The sequence below is a fragment of the Pantoea sp. GM_Pan_4 genome, from assembly GCF_026541005.1.
Taxonomy (GTDB): domain Bacteria; phylum Pseudomonadota; class Gammaproteobacteria; order Enterobacterales; family Enterobacteriaceae; genus Pantoea; species Pantoea dispersa.
The window spans coordinates 150,670-171,778 of record NZ_JALNUZ010000005.1 but is presented as its reverse complement, the minus strand read 5'-3'; the positions used below and the strand labels follow the sequence as shown (position 1 = coordinate 171,778).

The following is a 21,109-nucleotide window of genomic DNA, read 5'->3' as shown; positions in this document are numbered from 1 at the left end:
TCGACTGAGAATTAAAATCTAAATTTGAGATAGGACGCTTACAAAAAAATATTAAAAATCACAAAAGAGATCCCCATCCGACTTTAAAATTTAAAATTATTATTTTGGAGAGAAAATGAATCATATTTTTAACATTCCCATTCCATCAGAAAATATTGAAGGCGAATTATTACCTATATATAAAGGGCAAGTTCTTTTCATTCTTGGAGCTAATGGAGCAGGAAAATCATCATTAATATATCATATATTAAGAAGTTTAGATCATATTAACATCACATTGATATCTGCCCATAGGCAGGTTTGGTTTGAATCATCAGTGATTGATATGTCGAACACTGAATTCGCTTCAACCTTAGAGTATTTTAATAATAGCCTGAAACATTCAAATAACTCCAGGTGGAGATTAGATGATGCTAGGCAAAGCAAACTTCCTGTCATAAGATTGAAAAAAGCCATCAATAGAAGAAATCGTGATGTTGCTGATAAAGTAGATGCTGGGGATATAGAAGGTGCAATGGAAGTTGGCATATCACCACAAGAAATCATAAATTCCGTCCTCCGTTCATCTGGAATGCCGATTACTATCGAGCACGATAACGAAGATAATATAATAGCTGTAAACTCGAAATATGACCCTCCTGCAATTTATTCTATATCTCAATTATCTGATGGAGAAAAAAATGCGATAACTATCGCTGCTGATATTATATCAGCCCTTCCTGGAACTATATTTATAGTTGATGAGCCAGAAAGACATCTACATAGATCTGTTTCATCACCTCTTCTATCTGAACTCATAGCTATCAGGCCTGATTGCTACTTTATCATATCTACTCATGATATAGGTCTTGCATCAGATATGGATTATTCGCAAATCCTCATAGTCAAGTCATGCGTATATTCTTCTAACAATGCTACATCTTGGGAAACGGAACTAATTAGAGATCCAAACTCTATACCTGAGCACTTGAAAAGAGATATTATAGGCGCAAAGGAGACAGTGATTTTTATTGAAGGTATAAATACCAGCCTTGACGTAGGGCTTTATAAATCTATATTCCCAAATGTATCTCTTATACCCAAAGAAGGTTGTGAAGATGTTGCCACCTCAGTAAGAGGAATTAGAAATAATGATAAGCTTGGTTGGGTAAATGCATTTGGTTTAGTTGATAACGATAACAAAAAAGGTCCAGAAATTGATAGTTTAAAAAGTGACTTCATCTTTACCTTGAAATATCACTCGATAGAATCAATATTTTACCATCCTACAATGATTGGCTTTTTTATAAGGAAGTATGGTGCGATTTTTGAGATCGATGACTCGGTCATGATTCATATTCAGCAAGACATCCTCGAAGTTTTGAACAACGACTCTAAGAAAAAAGACTTATGCAGTCTTGCAGTAAATAAATCCGTGAGGTGGATGTTTAATGAACTAATGCCAAGTCATAGGGGCGGGTTCGAAAATATGGACGTATCAATTAATGCTGGTGACATTTATAACAATGAACTGTCAGTTTATGATGATGCTATTAGAAGAAAAGATTTGAATTTTCTAATTGAGAGATACTCTATCAGGCGTACCGGCGTGATTGATAAAATTACTCGTAGACTAAACTGTTCTAGCAGGGGGTTTTATGAATCCAAAATCATGACCTTGGTGAGAGAGGAGCATGACGCCCGAGATTTTGTCATTCAATGTTTAGATGGGTTATATGAATCCGTGTTTTCATAAAAGACATCCGAGCAAATAACTGCCCGTGTAGCACGGGCAATTTAGGATTTTGAAGAATTTATAACCAAAGCGATTGCTGCTGCCCCCTTCCCGGATGCGGCGGCACAGGTTTAACACTACCAGGTTTCATGATGATCTCAGAAACCGTTTCATGAGATTTAAACGTGCAACTGCAATTGATATTCTGGCACTGGTTATAACGTTCTTTAGTTGTTGCTGATACCTGAAAGCTGCTGCGTGTATGTGCGGCGTTACCGCACAAAGGGCAATTCATCATGACGTCATCTCCAAATCCCAATTGAGATTAATATTATCCAATTTAACCATTTTGAGATAGCACTATTCCATTTCAAGTGAGTCAATTTTCACTTTAAGCTCAATACTTGTCGCGTAGCCGTTTTCCGCGCTCAGGCTGTGCGTCAGTGTTGTGATAATCCATTCCCCTGCATCAATCGGCTGTTTGAACCCGCTGACCTTCACCGGCATTTCCGTATAGAGATCTGCGCGCCCGCGTGCAAGCTGGATAGAGAACGTCGCCACCCCGCGCTGCAGCCGCTCCCACTGCATTTTTGCGGCGCGCTCGGCGTTGGCCCGGTTCGCATAGGTGCGGCTCAGCACTAAGACGTTTTCATCCGTGCCGATCAGATAGTCGCCCTGCTTCGCCTCCGGCTCCTTCTTCTGCGCAGCAGGCTTGCGGCGTTTACGCTTAACCGTGGTTTCCGGCTTCTTCTCCGGTTCGCGGGTGTGCAGCCAGCTTGCGATCACGCCGGTGTAGGCGTCGCGGTCAGCGGCTCCACCACGCGCCGTATAGCGCTGACGGTGCCCTTGTGCTGATGGATATAAAACGCGTCCTTCACCACCTTGCGTTTCACGCTTTCCGCCCAGCTTTCGTCCCAGCGGTCCACCGAAAACGCCCAGGCAAGATAGGGCAGAAAATTTACCGGGCAGGTGTCCGGGTTCCACAGGTCGCGCAGCGGCACGTTCAGCCCGGAAATCCCGCTGCACGCCTGCGCCAGACGGCGCTCCAGTGCGGATGAGCCGGGCGGCAGCAGGCTGTTACTCATGACGCCACCTCGTCGTCCGCCACCGTCACGTCGGTGCCGGTGCAGTTGCCCGCCTGCGTGCGGTCCATGATGATGTCGGCGGCCGGTTCGGTGATTTCCACCCAGTCCACACCGGCCACGCGCAGCACCGCGCCATATGACTCGCGGCGCACGCTGCGGCCCAGCTTTTTCTGCTCGTTGAGGTAGGCGGTAAGCCGCGCGTTTGCCGCCTCAAGACAGGGCGCGGCGGCCACGCCGTCAAACAGGTGCAGCTTTGCCTGCACGCGGTAGTCGTTGATGGTTGCAGGCTGAACCGTCACGCGGTCCGCCACCGGGCGCACGCTTTCGTCATTCAGCGCTTTGTCCACTGTATTCAGTAAATCAGCGGCTGCCGTGCCGTTGCCCTCCCGGCTCAGCACGGTGACCAGCACCGTCGCCGGTGACGGGCTGATGGCGGACACGTCTTGCACCCGCCCGTCCGCGCTTCTCGCGTGAAACTCATAAGCCGCCGTCGGACCGGCAACAGATAATCCCTCAAACGCCTCCGGCACCCGCACGCGCAGCGCGTCGTCTGATTTCATCACCGCCTCAACGGGCGGCACGGCGTCCGGGTTGGCCGGGGTGATGGTCAGGCGCTGCACGTTACTGCGTGCGGCCAGCTGATCAAGGTCGCTGCCCAGCGCATAAGCCACCATCACCGCCTGCGCCGCCTCGTTGATGCGCTGGCGCAGCAGGATTTCCCGGTACACGCTTTCCTGTAAGCACTTCACAATCGGATCGGATTCCAGCGCCAGCACGCGGCGCATGGCGGCCTGCTCTTCCACCGGATAGAGCGCAATCAGTTCTTCTTTGCGCTCGGTCAGCAGCGTTTCAAAGTCCGGCACCTCGATCACTTCCGGTGCGGGCAGCTGCGAAAGGTCAATTACTGCCACTGTTCACCCCCGTAGGCACTGACATTGCCAGCGGTGAGCCGTCGGCGCGCTGGCCGTTCAGTTCAACCACCATGGAACCATCAAAGGCGCTGGTTATGTTCAAAGAACTGAGGCGGATACGCGGCTCCCAGCGGCTCAGCGCCGTGTACGCTGCCGCCATCACCTGAAGGCGCACCACGTCGTTCTGCGGCTGGTCAATCAGCACCGACAACAGCGAGCCGTATTCACGACGCCCGATGCGGCTGCCTTCCAGGGTGATCAGGATGTCGCGCGCGCTCTGGCGGATGTGTTCGGTGTCGGTGATGGCTTCGCCCGTGTCGCGGTTCATGCCGAGATACATCATTGCGGGCCTCCTGATATATCGCCGCCGGACTTCACTTTGTCGTGTGCGTGCTTGTCAGCAATCACACCGTTTGAACTCATATCGCCGCCGCCCTGCGTCACCGCGCCGTTCATCACGGTCTGGCTGTTAATCAGCATCCGGCTGGCGTCAACGCCAAGCTGATCGGTGATCAGCTGAATGCCGTCGGCGGCCTCAATGCGCACGCTTTTGATGTTCTTAATCAGCAGCTGGCCGGTGTCCGGTTCGTACTGGAACCAGCCGCCGTCGTTGAACACGGTGGTGCTGCCGTTCTCTGAATAATCGGGCGGCGGGAAGGCATCGGAATAAATGGCCGGCAGCGCGAAGGCAGTTTCGAGATTGCCGCCGAGGCTCAGCAGCACAACCTGCTCGCCGATGGAGGGTTGCCACCACGTGCGCGTTTTACCGGCGCGGCATGTGAGCCAGTTAATCCAGTTGGTTTCCAGTTGGTTTCAAGGTCGCCCGTTTTCACCCGGCACAGCCAGTTAACCGGGTCCACCTCGGACACAATGCCGGTGCGGATCAGGTTGGTGATAAGGCGCATGATTTCGGTGAGTTGTGAGTTCATACAGATAGATTGCCAACTATTTAACACATTTATGAGTGTGCTAAATTGTGTGAATTACTACACAATTAATGAGGAAGAAATGGGAATCCCAGCGCGTAACATCAGTTCAAATTTGAATGAAAATCAAAAGCTATGGCGTTACATGTCACTTGATAAATTAATTGACATTTTACATAAGAAAAGATTGTATTTTTCTGCTGTCGGTAATTATACGTTTGATCCACATGAAGGTCTTCTGCCTAAATCTTTAAGACAAGAACTGGCAGCTTTATTCAGCGGGAATATTACTTTGCCAAATGAAAACGTTAAATTTGAGGAAATGATCTCATTAATACTTTCAGCTTTTACAGTTAATTGCTGGCATCAAAATGATGGCGAATCCGAAGCCATGTGGAAATTATACTCTGATTTGAATAAAGGTGTGGCCATACAAACGACAGTTAAGTCACTCTCTGATTCGATAACTTCTGAATTGAGCGACAAAATTCTTTTTAGTGATGTTCATTACGTCGATTTAAATAATAATGTAAATTTAAACTTGGGATTTAATTCTTTCAAATTAATACCCGCATTCAAACGCCTTGCATTTCAGCACGAACGAGAGGCGCGACTAATATATTCCCACCCTATCGAAAAAGGCATGGAAAAATTCCGAGATAAATCACCTGCCACGATTGATGTTAATCCATCATTGCTTATTGAAAAGATTTACATATCACCATATGCAGAAGAGCCTTTTCCAAGTAGCGTGGAATGTGTATTAAAAATGTTTGGTATCTCGGATGACAAAATTGTTAGATCTGATCTTTTAACTGTTGATGAAAGTTTAAGAAAACTTTTTTGATCACAATTCATTATTGAGCCATTTGGTTAAAATATCCTCGACGTGTAATTTCGTGTCGTCATTTGCTCCAAGTAATTGACGCGCAGAGTACTTAACTACAGTGCCACGTCGATTCACCCGATCCCGCAGCCCATAGTGATGCACGCGGACTAGCCTTTGCACGTTCGGCGTAAATTCAATGACCGCTTCATTTGCGGTTGCCTGCGCCTTGAGATACTTCGCCGTTTTCAGCTTCGCAAACATCTTACGGCGAATGCGTCCTGATTTAGTGCGTGCAGTGACGCGTCGCGGTTCCCACGCCATGCCGTCCGGGCTGCGCTGCATGGTGATGTTGTTCTGCTGAATGCGTCGCACATCGCGCGCCACTTCGCGCAGCATCTTTGTGCGCATAGCCGGTTCAAGCTGCGACAGCAGCACACCCAGCCACGCCTCAACTTCATGTAACTCAGCCACGGCGCACCGTCCAGCCTTCCTCGTCATCGTTTGGCGCTTCCGGTTCCGGTACGGCCTCAACCGACATCACGCCGTCAACTTCCTTCACGATCACACGTTCTGTGAGCTTCAGGTTCATGCTGATGTCGCAGCGGTCATTGCCGAGAATATCCGCCTCAAAAGTAAAAAGCCGCTCGCGCTCGGTGGCGTTCTGCAGGGCGTCCGGTTGGTTGACGCCAAGCCAGAATAAAACGGGCGCCATAAGCAGATTCTGATCGCCGGTGAAGTCCGTCACCACAACGTTCAGAGTGTAGCGGTACTCCCACGAAATCGACGTGGCAGAGGTGGCAACCACCGCGCCATTGTCCACGAACAGATGCAGTCGATCCGGATTGTCGGCCACGTAAGGCACGGCTTTATTCAGGGCGTTTCGCAAGGACTGCGGCTTGTTCATCGTCTTTATCCTGACAGCTGATGATGGTGTCGACCTTGTCGGCGCAGGCCGCCCATGCGGCCTCGGTGTCGTCCAGCTGCGCCAGCAGGTCGCCATCACGGCGCGGCGCGGCTTCGTCCAAGCGGCACGGGGTGATTCGCGGACAGCCACTCACGGTAAGACTGACCTCCGGTGAGGACCGGTCGCTGGCGCAGCCGGATAACAGGATCAGGCAAAGGGGCATCAGCCCAGCGGCGAAGCTCGTCATTTTCACGTTTGAGTTCCTCAATGGTGCGCTGCCGGTCACGCAACAGCGTGCCGTTCTGCTCGGCGGCGGCGTAAAGCTGCGTCTGCGCCCGGCTGCTGGTTTGCGTCAGAATGTTGAGGGCAATCAGCTGGCCGTTTTTCTGCGACAGCTTTTTACCCTGCGCGGCTAAGTCCTTCACCTGCTCGTCGATTTTGTTGTGGGCGGTGCTAAGTCGCCACGACTGCACGCCAAGCGCGGCAATCAGAACGAGAACAATCGCCGTCAGCGCGCGCATCATGCTGTTACTCCTTTTAAGCACCATGCCAGCTCACGCTGTCGCCGGTTATCCAGCCCCTGATTAAATACGCCTTTCACGTATACCCAGCGCGGCAGCTGATAGCAGGCATCGCTCCAGCGCTGCTGTTTGATAAGTGCCACCATGGTTGAGCCGCAGGCGTTGCCGGTGCCGACGTTAAACGCCAGCGACACCAGCGCGTCGTAGACCGGCTGCGGCATGGAAACCGCAGCGCAGCGCGCCAGCGCCGCCTCAACGCGTAACACGTTAGTGATGAAATTCCCCGCCGCCTGCCGCTCGGTGATGGTCCGGCCCGGTACCACGCCGACGGTGTTACCTATGCCGTCGGTCCATTTTCCCGCGTCGCACAGGTACGGCTTCAGGCGGCAGCCCTCATAATCGGCGATCAGCTTTAGCCCCTCGACGGAGGTGTGCAGCTGCTGGAAACCCGGCAGCGTCGCGGCGATATCCGTTCTGGTCCGGCGGCCTGTTCAACCGGGGCCGCGCCAAGGCAGATCGCGTGGACATTGACCTTTCGCACATAAACCTGTCGCCGGGCCGCTTCTGCGATGACGGCCAGTTCCGCCAGATTGTCACCGTTGAGGACGCCGTGCGCGGCGGCTGTAACCTGTTTGACCTCGACCAGCTGCGCCTCGAATACAGCCCGCCGGAATACCAGAACCTGCTGATGTGCGAATTTGTGGACGATCTGGCGTCCGTGTTCCCGCTGCAGCTGCTGCAGAAGTGCATGGTGGACAGCTGGGAAATCTGGAGCGACTTCGAAGCGCTGGCGCTGCGGCCGTTCGGCTGGCGTGAAGTGTGGATCGGTTATGACCCGGCGAAGGGTACGCAGAACGGCGACAGCGCCGGGTGCGTGGTAATCGCCCCGCCTGCCGTGCCGGGCGGCAAGTTCCGCATTCTGGAGCGCCACCAGTGGCGCGGTATGGACTTCCGCGCGCAGGCCGAGTCCATCAAAAAGCTGACGCAGCAGTACAACGTGACCTATATCGGCATCGACTCCACGGGCGTCGGCCTCGGCGTGTACGAGAACGTGAAGATGTTTTATCCGGCGGTGAAGGAGTTTGTTTATAACCCGAACGTGAAAAACGCCCTGGTGCTGAAGGCGTTCGACATCATCAGCAGCGGGCGCCTGGAGTTCGACGCCGGACATCTCGACATCGCGCAGTCGTTCATGGCAATCCGCCGCGCCACCACGGCCAGCGGCAACCGCCCGACCTACGAAGCCAGCCGCAGCGAAGAAGCAAGCCACGCCGATCTGGCGTGGGCGACCATGCACGCGCTGGCAAACGAACCGCTACAGGGCGAAGCCGCCCATACCGGCAACATTATGGAGATTTTTTAAATGAGCAAACGCAGGAACCGCACGCACGCGCAGACCGTGCAGCAGCAACAGATGACCGGCGGCCCGGCGGCAGAAGCGTTCACCTTTGGCGACCCGGTACCGGTGCTGGACCGCCGCGAGCTGCTGGATTACGTGGAATGCGTGGTTATGGACAGGTGGTATGAACCGCCGGTGAGCTTTGACGGGCTGGCGCGGACGTTCCGCGCCGCCGTACATCACAGCTCGCCAATCAACGTGAAGCGTAACATCCTGACCAGCACCTTCATCCCTCACCCGCTGCTGAGTCAGCAGGCGTTTAGCCGCTTTGTGCAGGACTATCTGGTGTTCGGCAATGCTTATCTGGAGAAGCGCACCAACAGGCTCGGCGGCGTGCTGGCGCTTGAGCCGGCACTGGCAAAATTCACGCGGCGCGGCACCGATTTAGACACCTACTGGTTCGTGCAGTACGGCATGAACACGCAGCCCTACGAGTTCACTAAAGGCAGCGTGTTTCACCTGATGGAGCCGGATTTAAACCAGGAGGTTTACGGCCTGCCGGAATACCTTTCGGCGATCCCATCCACCCTGCTAAACGAGTCGGCAACGCTGTTTCGTCGCAAATACTACCTTAACGGCAGCCACGCCGGTTTCATCATGTACATGACCGATGCCGCGCAGAATCAGGAAGACGTGAAAATATCCGCCAGGCGATGAAAAGCGCCAAAGGGCCGGGCAACTTCCGCAACCTGTTTATGTACTCGCCGAACGGGAAGAAAGACGGGATCCAGATTATCCCCCTGTCAGAGGTGGCGGCTAAGGATGAGTTTCTAAATATCAAGAACGTTAGCCGCGACGACATGATGGCCGCACACCGCGTGCCGCCGCAGATGATGGGGATTATGCCGAGTAATGTAGGGGGGTTTGGGGATGTTGAGAAGGCTAGCCGAGTGTTTGTGCGCAATGAGCTTATTCCATTACAAAAGAGGTTGTATGAATTTAACCAATGGATTGGGCAAGAAATTATTAAATTCGCGCCTTATAATATGAATGAAGACTAATTAATTAAACCTGAGCCGATATGGGCTTAGGTTTAATCGCAAAGGAAAACAAAGAATTACAAATCAGGATCAGCGGGTTTGTGATAGAAGTTAATGGGATAGTGCAGAACTTCATACTCCAAACCAGACACTGTATGCGTATGATTGCTAATAAGAACTAGACTATTTTGAGGGCACACTTTGACAGAAAAGTCTTTATGTAAATGAATTCTTGGTGCACTTTTTTCAACATGTTTTTTCCATTTATCAATCATATTCTTACAGCTTGCATTGTCTGTGTAAATAATCAGACCACCGCTTTGTGCATGAACGGTCCCGGTGCTGTACCTTTCAGTTAGCTGTCCATAACCTTTAAACAAGTACGCATAACCACTTGTGTGTTTTTTTGCCTCTCCGTGCCAAGTGAAGTTTGCAAAATTTAAAGTTATGTCACAATGACCTCTTTCATTAACTTCATGAGAGGCTTTAAAACCTAAAGTTTCATCTTCAAGCAACGCCATAAGATGAAGAGTTAAAGCATCCTCTCCAAACTCATATTTCATTTTGTTTACTTGAGCTTCAAACTTCCTAATAGCTTTATCAAGCCTTTTTCTTATTAGGCTTTTAAAACCATCGTAACTATTAGAAGCGATCATTGCCATTCGAAGAGTATTATCAATACTTTGAAGCTGCATATCTTTCTCAAGGTCTTCGAGACTCATTCCTGACATAAATCACCCTTCATTTCCATCAAAGGTTTACTAGGTACAAAAAATGGAAAAATATATTTTTTGTAGTTGTATATTAAATCCCCAGTAAATGGGTGTTGGAAGGAACCTAACTCGTAAGCCTCTTCAACATCCTCAGCACGGACATCAGTTTGATTATTCAGTTCGTCGATAAAGACATATTTCAAATTAAGAATATGCACTTCGGGATTGCAAAGTATTTTCAATGAATCAGAAAAGCACCTCATCTTGAGACCACTTTCATTAAAATACTCACGAATATCCATATAACTCAGAAAAATATTATTTTTCCTATTGTTAAACTGGCAGGACTTCATGCTTTCGTTGAAGACAAACTTGTAAAGACACAGGGCAGTGTAAGCCAACTCTTTATCTTCTCCAGAAAGAGAATTAATTAAATCAGTTGTTTTAAACTGCCCATGTCTTTCCATAATTAACTCGTAAATTATAATATAAATTTAGTTAAAGTTTCAAAATCGCTTCGGGTAATGCAGTTATTTATAATAGCATAGGTCACGGGAGATGTCTTTCCTCCACTCAAATAACGCCTGAGCGTGCCAGGAATCAAAAGTTCAAGGTTATCATAGAGCTGCAAGTCAGGATTTGATCTCTCGATCCTTATTCCAATTCGGTATAATCCGATTTTACCTGAAGCCTTTATCCCCGCAACATTAAAAATGTCATCTCTTAAATCCTTTGAGCTGTCACTTTTCTTTTCCTTATGAGAAGTGCCTTCACGAGTGTGGAATGAAAGATCAAAAACTCTATAGTCGAGTGAATTATAGGGAGCTAGGGTTTGTTCGCAAATTGGTTCAATTAGTGAGAAAAAGTCCTTTTCAGAATAATCAAGATTACGCCCTAAATAATCTGAAAACTTACGCAGCACAACACTTTTAGGGAAAAGGCTGTCACTTGCTGAGATACCACCAGAAAGATCAATCATTATATTGATTTTTTTGGAGACGAAATCAATCATACAAGAGTCAAAGCACTGCTTTTTTATCTTTTTCTTGGCAATAATTTCATCATAATCTTTAAAACCGGGGACAGTCGACGGAGGGAGAGTTTCCCTTATCAATTGATCTCTAACTGAACTAAATAAAATTAGTGATTGAGTTTTATTGTTACTATAGTGCAATAGCTCCAATTCATTCTTTTGAGTCTTTGAAAGAGATGACTCATCAATTAATACATCTGAAATTTTATTTTTTTGCTTTTTTCCTAACCATTCTTTTTCAATATTAATTTTGATAATTTTCAGGTCGGCATCATCAACCGAAATTGAGTAAAGGGCTTTATCACCATACAGAAACTGACTAAATAATAGGTCATTAATCTTATCAATGGTTCTTGCAAATTTTTGCGGCTTAGAGGATTTAAGATCATCCATAGCAGTCAAAATTTTATCTATTGTTTTTTCTTTACCATGTCCACTTGAAAGGCCAAGTGAAGAAATGATAGGACGAACAACATTCCAAGGAAATCTATTTAATAAACAACGAATTAAAACAATTTCTTTGTTAGTAAGATGGTTTAATCGATTAATTGACGCATTCATTTATACAGTCCGATGTAAAGAAATGTTAATGTTTGCATGTATTTATATTACAGAATTGTCTGAAAAAAAAGCATTTTTATTGAAACTAAAAAGATGCTTCCTTGAGTCTTAGAAATTTTCCTTACCTCTGATAAAACGTATCGTTGCGCGCGCTCGTACCCCCGCCACGCCTGCCCGCTTTATGATGCGGTTTTCATGCACCTGCATGACCTTAACGAAAGCCCGCCAGAACTGGCGGGCCTAGGGTAAAGCGATCCTTTTCGGATCATGCGAATTCATGCGGCATAGTCATGCACGCTTCACTCCAGTTTGAAGTCGTCCACCAATTCGGGCTTATGAGTGCCAATACCTTCCAATGCATCCATAAATTCCATGCCCTGTCGCAATGAAACGGGATAGGGAATCTCGAACATAAAAACAAAGTCGTAGGTCTTGCCCAGCCAGTAGCCCCCGCCACATTCTTTTGGTCGTTGGAAAAACACCCATCCGCCGGGTTTGTAGTAAGTGAGAACCTCACCCCGGTAAACGATCTGGAATTTTTCGGGACTTTTAGCCATAACCTAACGCCTCGTAACTCTCGTAATGTTCGGACTCACCTTCCCTTAGCATTTCCGGTTAAATTTTTGCTCTTACCCGATCACGTTTTCGCTGTGTGTAGCACCGGCATAAACTATTCAGAAGCCTGCATCATGCGTGAATACTCGTGGCTTCTGACTTTTCGCATCAGTTCATCCGTCAACTCTGAAACCCACTGAATGGCGAGCTGCTTCTCGTCATCAGTGCAATCACTGGCTGCAACAAGTTTCATAAATAAATCAATACGCTGGAGCTTCATCGACTCCAAAAAATAATCCTGCATAATCCCTCCGCACAATGGACTACTGGTTATGCGTACAGTATATTATGAGCTTCGGAATGTGAAATGTTTTTTACCTTCCGTGAGAAATCCTCTGGATTAATCAGATGGTTATCTTTTGCTCCTGTAGCCTGCCGTTTCGGTAAAACAGCCGCATTCGCGCGCCAGCATTCAGGCTACATCCTCTGGAAAGGAGGCTAATTTCTTCATCATGTCCCTCAAAACCACGGGCTTTTAGTTCCAGCTCTAACCGCCGGCGCTCTGGCCCCGTACAGTTATTGACAGAACTCCAAGGGGCGGCGATGCCGCCAGAAGGACCAGCCTCCGCTGACGCGTCGGCTAATTTGGCAACGGCTTCCCACTTCACCAGACGCGTGAATACTTCAGAATCTTGATAGTGAGGCGAGTAGATGCCTTGAACGCGCTGCACGTCCTCCGCGTATTCGTTGCCCATTTCGGTAATCTCGTAGCAAAGGCGGATCACCAAGTCATCACGTGCGACCAGCGGACCACCCTGCGCCATGGTGTAAGACGCCCAGCAGCTGGCAACGGAAGCAGACGCCAGCACGGCGTCCATCTTCTCGTTTGGTAGGCGCGTATCGCCGAGACGGCGCAACTCTCGCCATACAGTGACCGGCGCACCGCCAATCTGCTGAAACTGGCGGATGCGCCAGCGAGACGCCCACGCACAAACGGCTTTCGCCATATCACGCATGTTTGAGCCGGTTTCATCATCCTTTTCGCCGTCCATTGCAAAGCCGTCGATATTTTTGGAGATGTATTTAGCGATGTAACCCGTGGCGCTGCCTTTGGTGGGATCGATAGGCTCAGCGTGAAAACGCGCTTTGCGCGCCTGCGGCGTGCTCAGTTCGTCGGCATCTTCTTTGCAGGCGTGCTCACGCATGATCTGCTGCACACGCTCGCGATGTTTCGGCAGCATAAACAGCAGCATGTGCCGGTGTGGCGTGCCGTCGTGATGAGGCTCCACAACACGGAAGCCGTAAACATGGATTTCTGCGCGGGACAACGCGGCGCGGATGCGCGCCCAAACACGACACAGATAGCGCTGTGTATCACGCGGGCTTGATCCATTCCACTTGGTAATGAAACCGCCCTGGCTGTAAACGGAGTGATAGCGCGACGGTGCGGTGATCGTATAAAAATCCCCTACGCAGCCGGTATCATTGGCGATATCTTCAAAGCCGCGCATTCTGGTCATTAGCTCGCGGCGGCGCATGGCCGGGTTCGCGGTGCTGCGGTTGATCATCTCATCCATCGCGACACGATCACCGGTTTCTTTGTTCATCAGGTCGTATCTTTTGAAGAACTCGCGATTGCGTTTCTTCTGCTCAACCCATTCCGCCATTATGCCGCGTGAAACGTAAGGCGAAGCAGATTTTTGCACCTGCCCAACGGCGATTGCCATGTGCTCGCGCTGGAGATCGCGCATCTGTTTAAGACGGCCGCGCCACCATTCAGGCGCCATCATGCGCAATAAACCGGATTGCGCCTTGCGCAGACTCAGTTCACCTTTGCAGGCTTTGAACTCCGCCCAATATGGCGGCTGCGTGCCGGTCAATGCGGCCAGCTCAGCAACGTAGCGATAAGCAATGCAGGTTATGCTCTGCTCGTCCGCTTCATGCGGCATTGAGGTTTTATCGACTAACTCAGCCAGGCTGAGCGAAAGATAGGATGCAACTTTATAAGCCAGATCGCGCACGTCCTGCCGGTCAAGCGTGGGCAGACGATCAAGCTGCTTTATGAACGGCAGCTCATGTTGAGCGGCTTCATCAAGACGATAGCGACTGCGAACCAGCTGCAGGCGTGGCAATACGTTCTGGCCGATAGTCTGGCGCAGAAACGCATTGGCCCGACGGCGGCCATTATTCGCTGAGAGGATTTTGCTGTAGCGATCGGCAAAGTAACCGGCCAGATAATCCGGCATGTTTTGCAGATACTGGCTGCGCCAATTGTGGTCCTCTGGATTCACATTCCAGAGACGGCGCTCAGAAAGGGACATATCCGCCGGAGCGGACATGCCAAAGCCTTCACGCCGCAGCTGATTTACGGCGTGATATTCACCAGTAAGGAGGTCAGTAAGGCTTTCAGACATGCGCGGCCTGAAGTTCAGCCAGCTCTTGCACTGCAGCCTCGACCAACTCAGCAATGCGGCGAGTTTCCGCCACAAAGGCCGCAGTTGTTTTCATCTGGCCGCGCAAAACACGGAGAGCAATTACATCAGCAGCCAAATCGCGCATGAGGAGCACTGCCGACTCATATACTGCCATGGTTTGCGGCACGCGTTGACGAACGCCATCAATCTCAAGCCAGCTGAATTTCTCCAGCACCAACTGTTGCGGCTTGCCCGGCTCACTGGATTTCAACGCGCGCACTGCATAGCGATCATCAACCTGGACTCTCAAAGCGCGGCACCTTTGTAATGCACGCTTTTCAGTTCGCTAATCTCTTTGCAGGTAACGCATAGCTCGACACCCGGCAACGCTCTGCGACGCGCTTCGGGGATAGCTGCATCGCATGACAGGCAGAAAAACTCACTTGCACCTGCAGGACGGTGAATAGCCGTTGCCAGATTGCGCGCCAGTTCTTCCTGGACGCGCTGCTGAACCAGATCCATTGAGTCGGCCATTAGTGCAGCTCCCGTGATTGGTTCTCGAAGCGTGCGGATTCTTTATCCAGCAGTTCGATAATTTCAGCGGCTGACATTTCTTTGTTTCTTGCGTGAATCGCTAATGCTGCCAGGCGAACGGATACGGCCAGCGCATCATCTGATCGCTGCTCACTTTTGGCCTTACTCAGCATCGCGTTTAGCACTTCTGCATCGGCTTCAAAATTTCGGGTTTCAATATTTCGCATTTAACTTTCTCCAGAATTTGGGCAAAAAAATGCCCGGCGGGTTTACGCCATTCATTTTTTTGGTTTCATTAATTTGGTAGCGTTAGCTTCTTAGGAAATAAACTCACGACTGCGCGAAAGTGATTCATTGCACCTATCAGCGCGGTAATTTCGTCACTCGTCAATTCACTGTATTCAACGTTGTGACGTTCTTTATTGATGTTTGCCAGAAAGAAAATGGCACTCATCGCCCGGTTATTTTGTTCGTACTGTGGATCACGAGTATTACGCATTTTACTGATGAACCGCTTTAGCTCATTACCGCAATCGCCGTACATCATGTTACGAAGTGCGGCAATATGATTAAGCGCGCTAACTCGCTGCCCAGCGCTCATTTGAACAGTGATGCTTTCAGCTTTGTAAGCCATGTCGCTTTTGTCCTGTTGCCAGTTAAACCTGCCAGCAATTCGGCTTGAGAGTGTGCCGGGTGCCAGCGCCTGCCATTTTCAGCTGCAATCCAGCCGTGACCGAATGCGTGTGAAGGGCTTTGCCGTTTTAGAAGCGGTGCCACTGAAAACGCCATAGTTAAACAACCCCTATCGATGCGCCGATCCCGCTTAACACATCTGCAGTGCCAGCCATTGCAGGGTTTGAATGCACGCGCGTTTGAACAGCTATCGCAGCTAACGTCAGGCAGCGAATGCCGGCATTAACGTTCTGCACAAATCCACGCCTGCAGGCCGAGGTAAATTTCTTCTGACTCACAACCCCCGCGGCTAACTGCCCGACTTCGGCGGTAGCTTTGAGGACATAAGCCGGTAAGTTCTCCTGAGCGATTTCGTTTACCGGCACGCATGGCAGGCATTGCAGTTGAGCCAATGCGCCATCAACCAGCGTTGAGTCTTCCGTCAGGTCAGTCAGAATTAGCATTTCACGAACGGTAAGCTGATGGAGCTGATCCGGGTTTAGCTTGTTACGGATGGTTTGCGGATTAAGCCCCGCTTTTTTAGCCAGCTGGATGATGTTGTGCTTTGCGGAAAACGCGCGGCACGCTTCATCAAAATGGCTTTGTGTGGAGACACTGAAATCAAACATGCTTAATACCTCACGTTATCCCAATATGGATGCATCAAGCCTGCATTGTGATTTCATGACCGGCTGCTGCTTCGATAATCAGGGCAAGCATGTTGATTTCGATGAGGCCGTTAACCCCATCCTTATTCCTGATAGGTAGGCGGTTTTCGCGGTACATCTGGCGAAAAGTCCCTTTCTTGTAACCTGTGCGACGGCAGAACTCTTCGACAGTAATGTACGGTTCTGAAATCACGAGATTGATTGATGGGCGCATTGAAAGTTTACGGGTCATGATGCACTATCCTCTGTTGAGTTCTAGCCAACTCTATTCATCACTATTAAACACGTCTTGATACGACGAGTGAATATTAGGATCACAAATTGGAAAGGTCAACGAAAGATTTTACGAGTCGTAAAGCTCCAACATTACCAGAGGGTGGTAAAGATCCCATTGAGCGCATCGTTCAGGCATACGGTTTTGCATCTCGACAGGCGCTGTGTCGGCACTTAGATGTGTCTCAAAGCACTATGGCTAACCGCATAATGCGTGGGAACTTTCCTGCTGATTGGGTTCTGATTTGCTCGATGGAAACCGGCACTTCCCTTGAGTGGCTGACATATGGACGCGGTGATTCGAACATCACAAATCAAGATCAGCCATCAACCAAAATCGAACTCAGAAAAATCACAAATGGGAACTTTTCATCATCTGATTGGGTTGAATATGACGCTCAGCTCTTACCAAGTGATGTTAAAGCCCCACTGTTAGTACATTTCGAGAAACAGAATTACCTAGTTGATATGACCGCCGCAGAAATCACCGACGGGCTGTGGCTCATCGAGATTGATAAGCTCATTAGCGTTAAAGAACTGTACCGTTTTCCCGGCGGGCGCATCCGCGTTGAGAATGGAAAAGCCTCATTTGAATGCAAGGCAGACGACATCAAGGTCTTGGGCAAAGTCGTTGCCCGCACTGAGTACCTCTAAAGGCAAAGCATGGCGATAAACAAATTACCCAACGGGAAATGGCAGGCACAGGTTTTTCCAAACGGCCGTGACGGCAAAAGGATTCGCCGCCAGTTTGCGACGAAGGGTGAAGCACAATCTTATGAGAAGTTCGTAAAAGAACAGGCTCAAGATAAGCCCTGGCTGGGAGAGAAAGCAGATAAGCGGCGGGTAATTGAGCTGGTTGAATTGTGGTTCAACACGCATGGCATTACGTTAGCGGATGGTGAGAAGCGGCGAACCACAATGGCGTTCGCCTGCGAGGCTATGGGAAACCCACTCGCAACCGAGTTTAACGCAAAGATTTTTGCGTCTTATCGCGAGCAGCGGTTAAGCGGGAAGATCACCCGCTCCAGCAGAGTGAAGACGGTTACGCCGCGTACGGTGAATTTAGAGCTGGCATATTTTAGGGCGATGTTTAACGAGCTACGCCGGTTAGATGAATGGACCGCACCGAATCCGTTAGAGAACGTGCGCGAGTTTAAAATCAGTGAATCGGAGATGGCGTATCTCACCATTGAGGAAATCAGAACCCTCCTCTCCGAATGCGAGAACAGCCGATCCAAAGACCTGACGACAATTGTAAAAATCTGCCTGGCAACTGGCGCACGATGGAGTGAGGCCGAAGGCTTGAAGGGCAACCAAATCCGCACCGGTCAGATCATCTACGTGAAAACTAAAGGCAAGAAAAACCGCGCGGTGCCGATAACTGAAAAATTACAGGCTGATCTGCCATCCAGCAGGAAAGCGCAGGTGCTCTTTAAACCTTGTTACTCAGCCTTTAGAAAGGCTATGCAACGCGCTGGTATCGAGACACCTGCAGGGCAGCTTACGCATGTTTTGCGCCACACCTTCGCGTCTCACTTCATGATGAATGGTGGCAACATCCTTGTGCTTCAGCGAATATTGGGACATACAGATATTAAGGTGACTATGCGGTACGCACATTTTGCACCGGATCATTTGTCGGAAGCAATGTTGCTTAACCCATTAAACTTCGTGGAGCTATAATTATTATGAAATGTGAGCTTATTCATAATACTCAACCTCCAAATCACACTGAATCTATTTTTCAATTAAAATCATAATATAGATAACGAACTAAATAACAAATCCCTTTAAGCACTAAAGATTCAATAATATGATTAATACGTCGCGCCATAGAAAATAGAAACTTAGCAAATAGCGAAACCTTGATTCATCAGAGTATATGGTCATCAAAATTATTAAGGAGAAAAATGTTAAACTCTAAAGACATTATAAATTCCTCAAAAGATTATTTTATTTTAGTAGGAAAAAATGGAAGCGGCAAAAGTAGGCTGCTGCACAATTTAGCTGAAGAGTTTCACGATTCAGGATACACTACAATTGCAGTTTCAAATACTCTTTTTGATAAATTTCGAACTCATCAAAAAAGCCTAAACTACAACTATATCGGCAATAAACTTGGTAGGAATTTTCCTGCTCAAGCGATCAAAAAAACTCTTTCCACTAAAAGTAAGAATAAAGTCAATAGCATATTTTCAGTTTTAGACCATATAGGATATGAACAGACAATTGGAATTTCAGTGAAATTCAAGAAAAAATTCAAAGATGCAATAAGATATAATAAAAACTCAGCAGGCGATTACTATCCAATTTTCTTTGATAGCAGCGATGAAGAAATACCTGATGAGCTTAAAATGGCCATAGATAAAGCTATTCATCAGATAAACTACGGTTACAGCGCTTTAGTTTGGCTAAATAATCAAAGCAATGTATTTTATGAAGGTAATTTCGACGCCTATTTGCTTTTACTAAAGTTCGAAAAAATTTTGAAAAAGGCAAAAATAATATCAGGAATAGAAGTTTTTTTGAGAAAAGGAAAAACGTCATTTCCACTGAGTTTTGCAAGTTCAGGAGAACTATCTTTTATAGCATTACTTGTACATATTGCTTTTTGTGCAAATGACCGCTCATTTATTTTTATCGATGAACCTGAGAATAGTCTTCACCCTCAATGGCAAAGGGAGTATTTCGACCTTCTGAAGGGAGCTATTGGATACAATCGATGTAAAGTTATTGTAGCAACACATTCACCTCTTATTATATCTTCTGTTTCAGAAAAGAATGAAGTGGCAATTTTCAAGAGAGAAAATGACTTTTTTTCCAGAGTTGTATCTTTTAGTGATAATGCTGAAGAGTTATATATTGATTATTTTGACACGCTGACACCTAAGAACAGAGCCTTATCAAACCGATGTGTAGATATCATTGATAAATTTACAAGCGGTGAAATATCATTAAAAACTGCAAGAGAACGTCTTGCGGAATTTCAAGACATGGCAAATGACATTGCTCAAGAAAAATTCCTTATTGGTGTTGGTGAGTTAATTTCAAAAGTTGCCATTAAGAAAGGGATTGAATAATGAATAACATTTCATTTCTAGAAGAGGAAAGAGTCTTAATGGCAAACGCTATCGAGCAAGGCCATACATTCTGGAGTGATGAGTCTCTTGGTGATCTTAAAAGAAAAATAAAAAATCACCTTAGACAAAATCAGCAGGAATGTTGTTGTTATTGTTCTCGTAACATTGACGATGAATTTAACATGGTACTTGACATTGAGCATATTATTCCAAAATCAAAAATCAAGTCAGAAATGTTTGAGATGATGAATTTGGCAGTATCTTGTAAAAGATGCAACATGAGAATTAAAGGTGAGGATGTTTCTTTTATTGAGGGAGATTTTGAAGATTTCAAAGCTTCTGAAAATTATTATCAAACCGATTGTTATAAGTTTATTCATCCCAACATTGATAATTGGGATGAAAACTTAATATATTTAGTGGCTCAAGTTAATAGAAGAAAAATTGTTTATTATAATGTAATGCCCGGAAGTGCAAAAGGGGAATTTACCAAAAAATATTTTGAGCTCGATAAAATTCAAGCTAATACATTTGATGAGGCACAGGAAGCTACAGGTAGAAAAGAACCCTTTGACCCGAAAATTGCTGAACAGTTTTCAAATCTCGTCAATTCAATGTTAGGTTAAAGTAAATTAAAGCTAAGAAAATTCAACAGCTATTAATCTATAACTATTATTAAGGCGAATTTTACAAACCCTTTAAAATAAAAAATCATTGAGAGTTACATCAAAAAACTGTTCAAAATGGAGTTCTTAAATTAGAGATAAAATATGTATAACTTAAATCCTGTTCTAAAATTGTACTTATCATTTAAGTGAAATCTTCTATTGATGATTGGCAGCAAAGTGGCAGCAGAGCTCAACGCTATGTGCCACTTTTCATCACTATTTGGCCTAAAGAAAACATAAAAATCAGTAAGTTACTGATTTCAATCATTTCGAATTGGGACTCATAATCGCTTGTTCGGTAGTTCAAGCTTAGCGAAGGTTGCCAATTACTTATTTACTTAGGTCACCATTTAGAGAGATGACTTTGTTATTTAGATTTCAATAATGGCGATAAAATGGCGGTGCTTTTTCCAGATACTGTTTAAAATTCACTGCCCCTGCCCGCTTTGACTTAATAATATTAGTCTTACCAGCCTTCCAGACCCCTGCTTCCTCACGCTGCTATTGTGTTAACAACCGCCTCTTAAAGACAACGACATCAGAAGCCGCCTCGCTAACACAACATGCACCCTCTGCCACAGAACCACAGAACCACAGAACCACACATTTTGCACACCAGTCACAACACATCCCAGTGACTGCCAGCCGCTTAGCTGCTAAATTACCCAT

General features: G+C 47.5%; 28 protein-coding genes and 4 pseudogenes. 8 read left to right on the top strand and 24 right to left on the bottom strand.

What is annotated here, in order from left to right; translation table 11 throughout:
• The first annotated feature begins 115 nt into the window (after nucleotides 1-115).
• On the top strand, nucleotides 116-1,735 hold the full coding sequence (locus tag OXR61_RS13535) for an AAA family ATPase (protein WP_267412331.1): 1,620 nt from the start codon (nucleotides 116-118) through the stop codon (nucleotides 1,733-1,735).
• Between the two features lie 58 nt (nucleotides 1,736-1,793).
• Here OXR61_RS13535 and OXR61_RS13530 read toward each other — a convergent pair whose 3' ends face one another.
• The 6 genes and pseudogenes from OXR61_RS13530 to OXR61_RS13505 form a co-directional block, all read right to left on the bottom strand.
• The gene (locus OXR61_RS13530; RefSeq protein ID WP_267412330.1) at nucleotides 1,794-2,012 is read right to left on the bottom strand and encodes an ogr/Delta-like zinc finger family protein; all 219 of its coding nucleotides are present in this window, start codon (nucleotides 2,010-2,012) and stop codon (nucleotides 1,794-1,796) included.
• A gap of 62 nt (nucleotides 2,013-2,074) precedes the next feature.
• Nucleotides 2,075-2,620, bottom strand: coding sequence for a contractile injection system protein, VgrG/Pvc8 family (locus tag OXR61_RS13525; RefSeq protein WP_267412337.1), 546 nt, complete (start codon nucleotides 2,618-2,620; stop codon nucleotides 2,075-2,077).
• Nucleotides 2,524-2,799, bottom strand: a pseudogene (locus OXR61_RS13520) (phage tail protein I); the annotation flags it as partial. The gene OXR61_RS13525 and the pseudogene OXR61_RS13520, both read right to left, overlap by 97 nt.
• Nucleotides 2,796-3,710, bottom strand: coding sequence for a baseplate J/gp47 family protein (locus tag OXR61_RS13515; RefSeq protein ID WP_267412329.1), 915 nt, complete (start codon nucleotides 3,708-3,710; stop codon nucleotides 2,796-2,798). The gene OXR61_RS13515 and the pseudogene OXR61_RS13520, both read right to left, overlap by 4 nt.
• A complete protein-coding gene (locus OXR61_RS13510; protein ID WP_267412328.1) occupies nucleotides 3,697-4,053 on the bottom strand; it encodes a GPW/gp25 family protein in 357 nt (118 codons plus the stop codon). The genes OXR61_RS13515 and OXR61_RS13510 overlap by 14 nt, the downstream gene beginning before the upstream one ends.
• Nucleotides 4,050-4,639 (bottom strand): annotated as a pseudogene (locus tag OXR61_RS13505) (phage baseplate assembly protein V). Before OXR61_RS13505 ends, OXR61_RS13510 begins: the two are co-directional and overlap by 4 nt.
• Nucleotides 4,640-4,718: 79 nt before the next feature.
• Between OXR61_RS13505 and OXR61_RS13500 the strand changes: the two are divergent.
• Complete coding sequence (locus OXR61_RS13500; RefSeq protein ID WP_267412327.1) at nucleotides 4,719-5,483, top strand: DUF2971 domain-containing protein; 765 nt, start codon at nucleotides 4,719-4,721, stop codon at nucleotides 5,481-5,483.
• Here the strand turns inward: OXR61_RS13500 and OXR61_RS13495 are convergent, their stop codons facing one another.
• Genes OXR61_RS13495 through OXR61_RS13475 form a run of 5 tightly spaced genes read right to left on the bottom strand, consistent with a single transcriptional unit; the run spans nucleotide 5,484 to nucleotide 7,357 of the window.
• Entirely contained in the window at nucleotides 5,484-5,936 is a 453-nt protein-coding gene (locus OXR61_RS13495; protein WP_267412326.1) for a phage virion morphogenesis protein, read from the bottom strand.
• Entirely contained in the window at nucleotides 5,929-6,369 is a 441-nt protein-coding gene (locus OXR61_RS13490) for a phage tail protein (RefSeq protein ID WP_267412325.1), read from the bottom strand. Before OXR61_RS13490 ends, OXR61_RS13495 begins: the two co-directional genes overlap by 8 nt.
• Entirely contained in the window at nucleotides 6,332-6,574 is a 243-nt protein-coding gene (lysC, locus tag OXR61_RS13485) for an Rz1-like lysis system protein LysC (RefSeq protein ID WP_267412336.1), read from the bottom strand. The genes OXR61_RS13490 and lysC overlap by 38 nt, the downstream gene beginning before the upstream one ends.
• Nucleotides 6,465-6,893 carry an Rz-like lysis system protein LysB gene (gene lysB, locus OXR61_RS13480; RefSeq protein ID WP_267412324.1) on the bottom strand — a complete coding sequence of 143 codons (429 nt, stop codon included), beginning with the start codon at nucleotides 6,891-6,893 and terminating at the stop codon, nucleotides 6,465-6,467. Before lysB ends, lysC begins: the two co-directional genes overlap by 110 nt.
• Nucleotides 6,890-7,357, bottom strand: coding sequence for a lysozyme (locus tag OXR61_RS13475; protein ID WP_267412335.1), 468 nt, complete (start codon nucleotides 7,355-7,357; stop codon nucleotides 6,890-6,892). Before OXR61_RS13475 ends, lysB begins: the two co-directional genes overlap by 4 nt.
• Here OXR61_RS13475 and OXR61_RS13470 point away from each other — a divergent pair.
• Both OXR61_RS13470 and OXR61_RS13465 read left to right on the top strand, forming a co-directional pair.
• A pseudogene (locus tag OXR61_RS13470) lies at nucleotides 7,357-8,253 on the top strand (terminase family protein); the annotation flags it as partial. The gene OXR61_RS13475 and the pseudogene OXR61_RS13470 overlap by 1 nt on opposite strands.
• Before the next feature lie 51 nt (nucleotides 8,254-8,304).
• Nucleotides 8,305-9,290 (top strand): annotated as a pseudogene (locus OXR61_RS13465) (phage portal protein).
• Nucleotides 9,291-9,346: 56 nt separating this feature from the next.
• Here the strand turns inward: OXR61_RS13465 and OXR61_RS13460 are convergent.
• The 13 genes from OXR61_RS13460 to OXR61_RS13400 form a co-directional block, all read right to left on the bottom strand.
• Nucleotides 9,347-10,000, bottom strand: coding sequence for a hypothetical protein (locus tag OXR61_RS13460; protein WP_267412323.1), 654 nt, complete (start codon nucleotides 9,998-10,000; stop codon nucleotides 9,347-9,349).
• The gene (locus tag OXR61_RS13455) at nucleotides 9,988-10,449 is read right to left on the bottom strand and encodes a hypothetical protein (protein WP_210082111.1); all 462 of its coding nucleotides are present in this window, start codon (nucleotides 10,447-10,449) and stop codon (nucleotides 9,988-9,990) included. The genes OXR61_RS13460 and OXR61_RS13455 overlap by 13 nt, the downstream gene beginning before the upstream one ends.
• A 14-nt stretch (nucleotides 10,450-10,463) precedes the next feature.
• The gene (locus OXR61_RS13450) at nucleotides 10,464-11,576 is read right to left on the bottom strand and encodes a hypothetical protein (protein ID WP_210082112.1); all 1,113 of its coding nucleotides are present in this window, start codon (nucleotides 11,574-11,576) and stop codon (nucleotides 10,464-10,466) included.
• Nucleotides 11,577-11,875: 299 nt separating this feature from the next.
• Entirely contained in the window at nucleotides 11,876-12,133 is a 258-nt protein-coding gene (locus tag OXR61_RS13445) for a hypothetical protein (RefSeq protein WP_267412322.1), read from the bottom strand.
• A 113-nt stretch (nucleotides 12,134-12,246) separates the two neighbouring features.
• Nucleotides 12,247-12,435 (bottom strand): hypothetical protein, encoded by a 189-nt coding sequence (locus OXR61_RS13440; RefSeq protein WP_154192720.1) that lies wholly within the window; start codon nucleotides 12,433-12,435, stop codon nucleotides 12,247-12,249.
• A 100-nt stretch (nucleotides 12,436-12,535) separates the two neighbouring features.
• Nucleotides 12,536-14,545, bottom strand: coding sequence for a replication endonuclease (locus tag OXR61_RS13435; RefSeq protein ID WP_267412321.1), 2,010 nt, complete (start codon nucleotides 14,543-14,545; stop codon nucleotides 12,536-12,538).
• On the bottom strand, nucleotides 14,538-14,855 hold the full coding sequence (locus tag OXR61_RS13430) for a DUF5405 family protein (protein ID WP_267412320.1): 318 nt from the start codon (nucleotides 14,853-14,855) through the stop codon (nucleotides 14,538-14,540). The genes OXR61_RS13435 and OXR61_RS13430 overlap by 8 nt, the downstream gene beginning before the upstream one ends.
• Nucleotides 14,852-15,079, bottom strand: a complete 228-nt coding sequence (locus tag OXR61_RS13425) for a TraR/DksA family transcriptional regulator (RefSeq protein ID WP_105088565.1) — start codon at nucleotides 15,077-15,079, stop codon at nucleotides 14,852-14,854. The genes OXR61_RS13430 and OXR61_RS13425 overlap by 4 nt, the downstream gene beginning before the upstream one ends.
• Nucleotides 15,079-15,306 (bottom strand): DUF2732 family protein, encoded by a 228-nt coding sequence (locus tag OXR61_RS13420; RefSeq protein WP_009127567.1) that lies wholly within the window; start codon nucleotides 15,304-15,306, stop codon nucleotides 15,079-15,081. The genes OXR61_RS13425 and OXR61_RS13420 overlap by 1 nt, the downstream gene beginning before the upstream one ends.
• A gap of 68 nt (nucleotides 15,307-15,374) precedes the next feature.
• Nucleotides 15,375-15,713 (bottom strand): DUF5347 family protein, encoded by a 339-nt coding sequence (locus tag OXR61_RS13415; protein WP_267412319.1) that lies wholly within the window; start codon nucleotides 15,711-15,713, stop codon nucleotides 15,375-15,377.
• Nucleotides 15,677-15,868: a phage filamentation protein Fil family protein gene (locus OXR61_RS13410; protein WP_267412318.1), complete on the bottom strand. Its 192-nt coding sequence runs from the start codon at nucleotides 15,866-15,868 to the stop codon at nucleotides 15,677-15,679. Before OXR61_RS13410 ends, OXR61_RS13415 begins: the two co-directional genes overlap by 37 nt.
• A gap of 2 nt (nucleotides 15,869-15,870) precedes the next feature.
• Nucleotides 15,871-16,380, bottom strand: coding sequence for a phage regulatory CII family protein (locus OXR61_RS13405; protein WP_267412317.1), 510 nt, complete (start codon nucleotides 16,378-16,380; stop codon nucleotides 15,871-15,873).
• A gap of 34 nt (nucleotides 16,381-16,414) precedes the next feature.
• Entirely contained in the window at nucleotides 16,415-16,651 is a 237-nt protein-coding gene (locus OXR61_RS13400; protein ID WP_267412316.1) for a regulator, read from the bottom strand.
• A gap of 89 nt (nucleotides 16,652-16,740) precedes the next feature.
• On the opposite strand from OXR61_RS13400, the gene OXR61_RS13395 reads away from it, so the two are divergent.
• The 4 genes from OXR61_RS13395 to OXR61_RS13380 all read left to right on the top strand — a co-directional run bounded on the left by OXR61_RS13395 (nucleotide 16,741) and on the right by OXR61_RS13380 (nucleotide 20,398).
• Entirely contained in the window at nucleotides 16,741-17,346 is a 606-nt protein-coding gene (locus OXR61_RS13395; RefSeq protein WP_267412315.1) for a phage repressor protein CI, read from the top strand.
• Between the two features lie 9 nt (nucleotides 17,347-17,355).
• Nucleotides 17,356-18,375 carry a tyrosine-type recombinase/integrase gene (locus OXR61_RS13390; RefSeq protein ID WP_267412314.1) on the top strand — a complete coding sequence of 340 codons (1,020 nt, stop codon included), beginning with the start codon at nucleotides 17,356-17,358 and terminating at the stop codon, nucleotides 18,373-18,375.
• Nucleotides 18,376-18,602: 227 nt separating this feature from the next.
• Nucleotides 18,603-19,772: an ATP-binding protein gene (locus OXR61_RS13385; protein WP_153574534.1), complete on the top strand. Its 1,170-nt coding sequence runs from the start codon at nucleotides 18,603-18,605 to the stop codon at nucleotides 19,770-19,772.
• Complete coding sequence (locus tag OXR61_RS13380; RefSeq protein WP_267412313.1) at nucleotides 19,772-20,398, top strand: HNH endonuclease; 627 nt, start codon at nucleotides 19,772-19,774, stop codon at nucleotides 20,396-20,398. Before OXR61_RS13385 ends, OXR61_RS13380 begins: the two co-directional genes overlap by 1 nt.
• Nucleotides 20,399-21,109 lie beyond the last annotated feature (711 nt).

What these genes read in the sequence shown, in the direction of transcription:
- OXR61_RS13445 (WP_267412322.1), bottom strand. Translation starts at nt 12,133, where the DNA reads ATGGCTAAAAGTCCCGAAAAATTCCAGATCGTTTACCGGGGTGAGGTT.
- OXR61_RS13410 (WP_267412318.1), bottom strand. Translation starts at nt 15,868, where the DNA reads ATGGCGTTTTCAGTGGCACCGCTTCTAAAACGGCAAAGCCCTTCACAC.
- OXR61_RS13415 (WP_267412319.1), bottom strand. Translation starts at nt 15,713, where the DNA reads ATGGCTTACAAAGCTGAAAGCATCACTGTTCAAATGAGCGCTGGGCAG.
- OXR61_RS13420 (WP_009127567.1), bottom strand. Translation starts at nt 15,306, where the DNA reads ATGCGAAATATTGAAACCCGAAATTTTGAAGCCGATGCAGAAGTGCTA.
- OXR61_RS13440 (WP_154192720.1), bottom strand. Translation starts at nt 12,435, where the DNA reads ATGCAGGATTATTTTTTGGAGTCGATGAAGCTCCAGCGTATTGATTTA.
- OXR61_RS13460 (WP_267412323.1), bottom strand. Translation starts at nt 10,000, where the DNA reads ATGTCAGGAATGAGTCTCGAAGACCTTGAGAAAGATATGCAGCTTCAA.
- OXR61_RS13535 (WP_267412331.1), top strand. Translation starts at nt 116, where the DNA reads ATGAATCATATTTTTAACATTCCCATTCCATCAGAAAATATTGAAGGC.
- OXR61_RS13530 (WP_267412330.1), bottom strand. Translation starts at nt 2,012, where the DNA reads ATGATGAATTGCCCTTTGTGCGGTAACGCCGCACATACACGCAGCAGC.
- OXR61_RS13390 (WP_267412314.1), top strand. Translation starts at nt 17,356, where the DNA reads ATGGCGATAAACAAATTACCCAACGGGAAATGGCAGGCACAGGTTTTT.
- OXR61_RS13400 (WP_267412316.1), bottom strand. Translation starts at nt 16,651, where the DNA reads ATGACCCGTAAACTTTCAATGCGCCCATCAATCAATCTCGTGATTTCA.
- OXR61_RS13500 (WP_267412327.1), top strand. Translation starts at nt 4,719, where the DNA reads ATGGGAATCCCAGCGCGTAACATCAGTTCAAATTTGAATGAAAATCAA.
- OXR61_RS13490 (WP_267412325.1), bottom strand. Translation starts at nt 6,369, where the DNA reads ATGAACAAGCCGCAGTCCTTGCGAAACGCCCTGAATAAAGCCGTGCCT.
- lysB (WP_267412324.1), bottom strand. Translation starts at nt 6,893, where the DNA reads ATGATGCGCGCGCTGACGGCGATTGTTCTCGTTCTGATTGCCGCGCTT.
- OXR61_RS13380 (WP_267412313.1), top strand. Translation starts at nt 19,772, where the DNA reads ATGAATAACATTTCATTTCTAGAAGAGGAAAGAGTCTTAATGGCAAAC.
- OXR61_RS13435 (WP_267412321.1), bottom strand. Translation starts at nt 14,545, where the DNA reads ATGTCTGAAAGCCTTACTGACCTCCTTACTGGTGAATATCACGCCGTA.
- OXR61_RS13385 (WP_153574534.1), top strand. Translation starts at nt 18,603, where the DNA reads ATGTTAAACTCTAAAGACATTATAAATTCCTCAAAAGATTATTTTATT.
- OXR61_RS13425 (WP_105088565.1), bottom strand. Translation starts at nt 15,079, where the DNA reads ATGGCCGACTCAATGGATCTGGTTCAGCAGCGCGTCCAGGAAGAACTG.
- OXR61_RS13455 (WP_210082111.1), bottom strand. Translation starts at nt 10,449, where the DNA reads ATGGAAAGACATGGGCAGTTTAAAACAACTGATTTAATTAATTCTCTT.
- OXR61_RS13510 (WP_267412328.1), bottom strand. Translation starts at nt 4,053, where the DNA reads ATGATGTATCTCGGCATGAACCGCGACACGGGCGAAGCCATCACCGAC.
- OXR61_RS13405 (WP_267412317.1), bottom strand. Translation starts at nt 16,380, where the DNA reads ATGTTTGATTTCAGTGTCTCCACACAAAGCCATTTTGATGAAGCGTGC.
- OXR61_RS13450 (WP_210082112.1), bottom strand. Translation starts at nt 11,576, where the DNA reads ATGAATGCGTCAATTAATCGATTAAACCATCTTACTAACAAAGAAATT.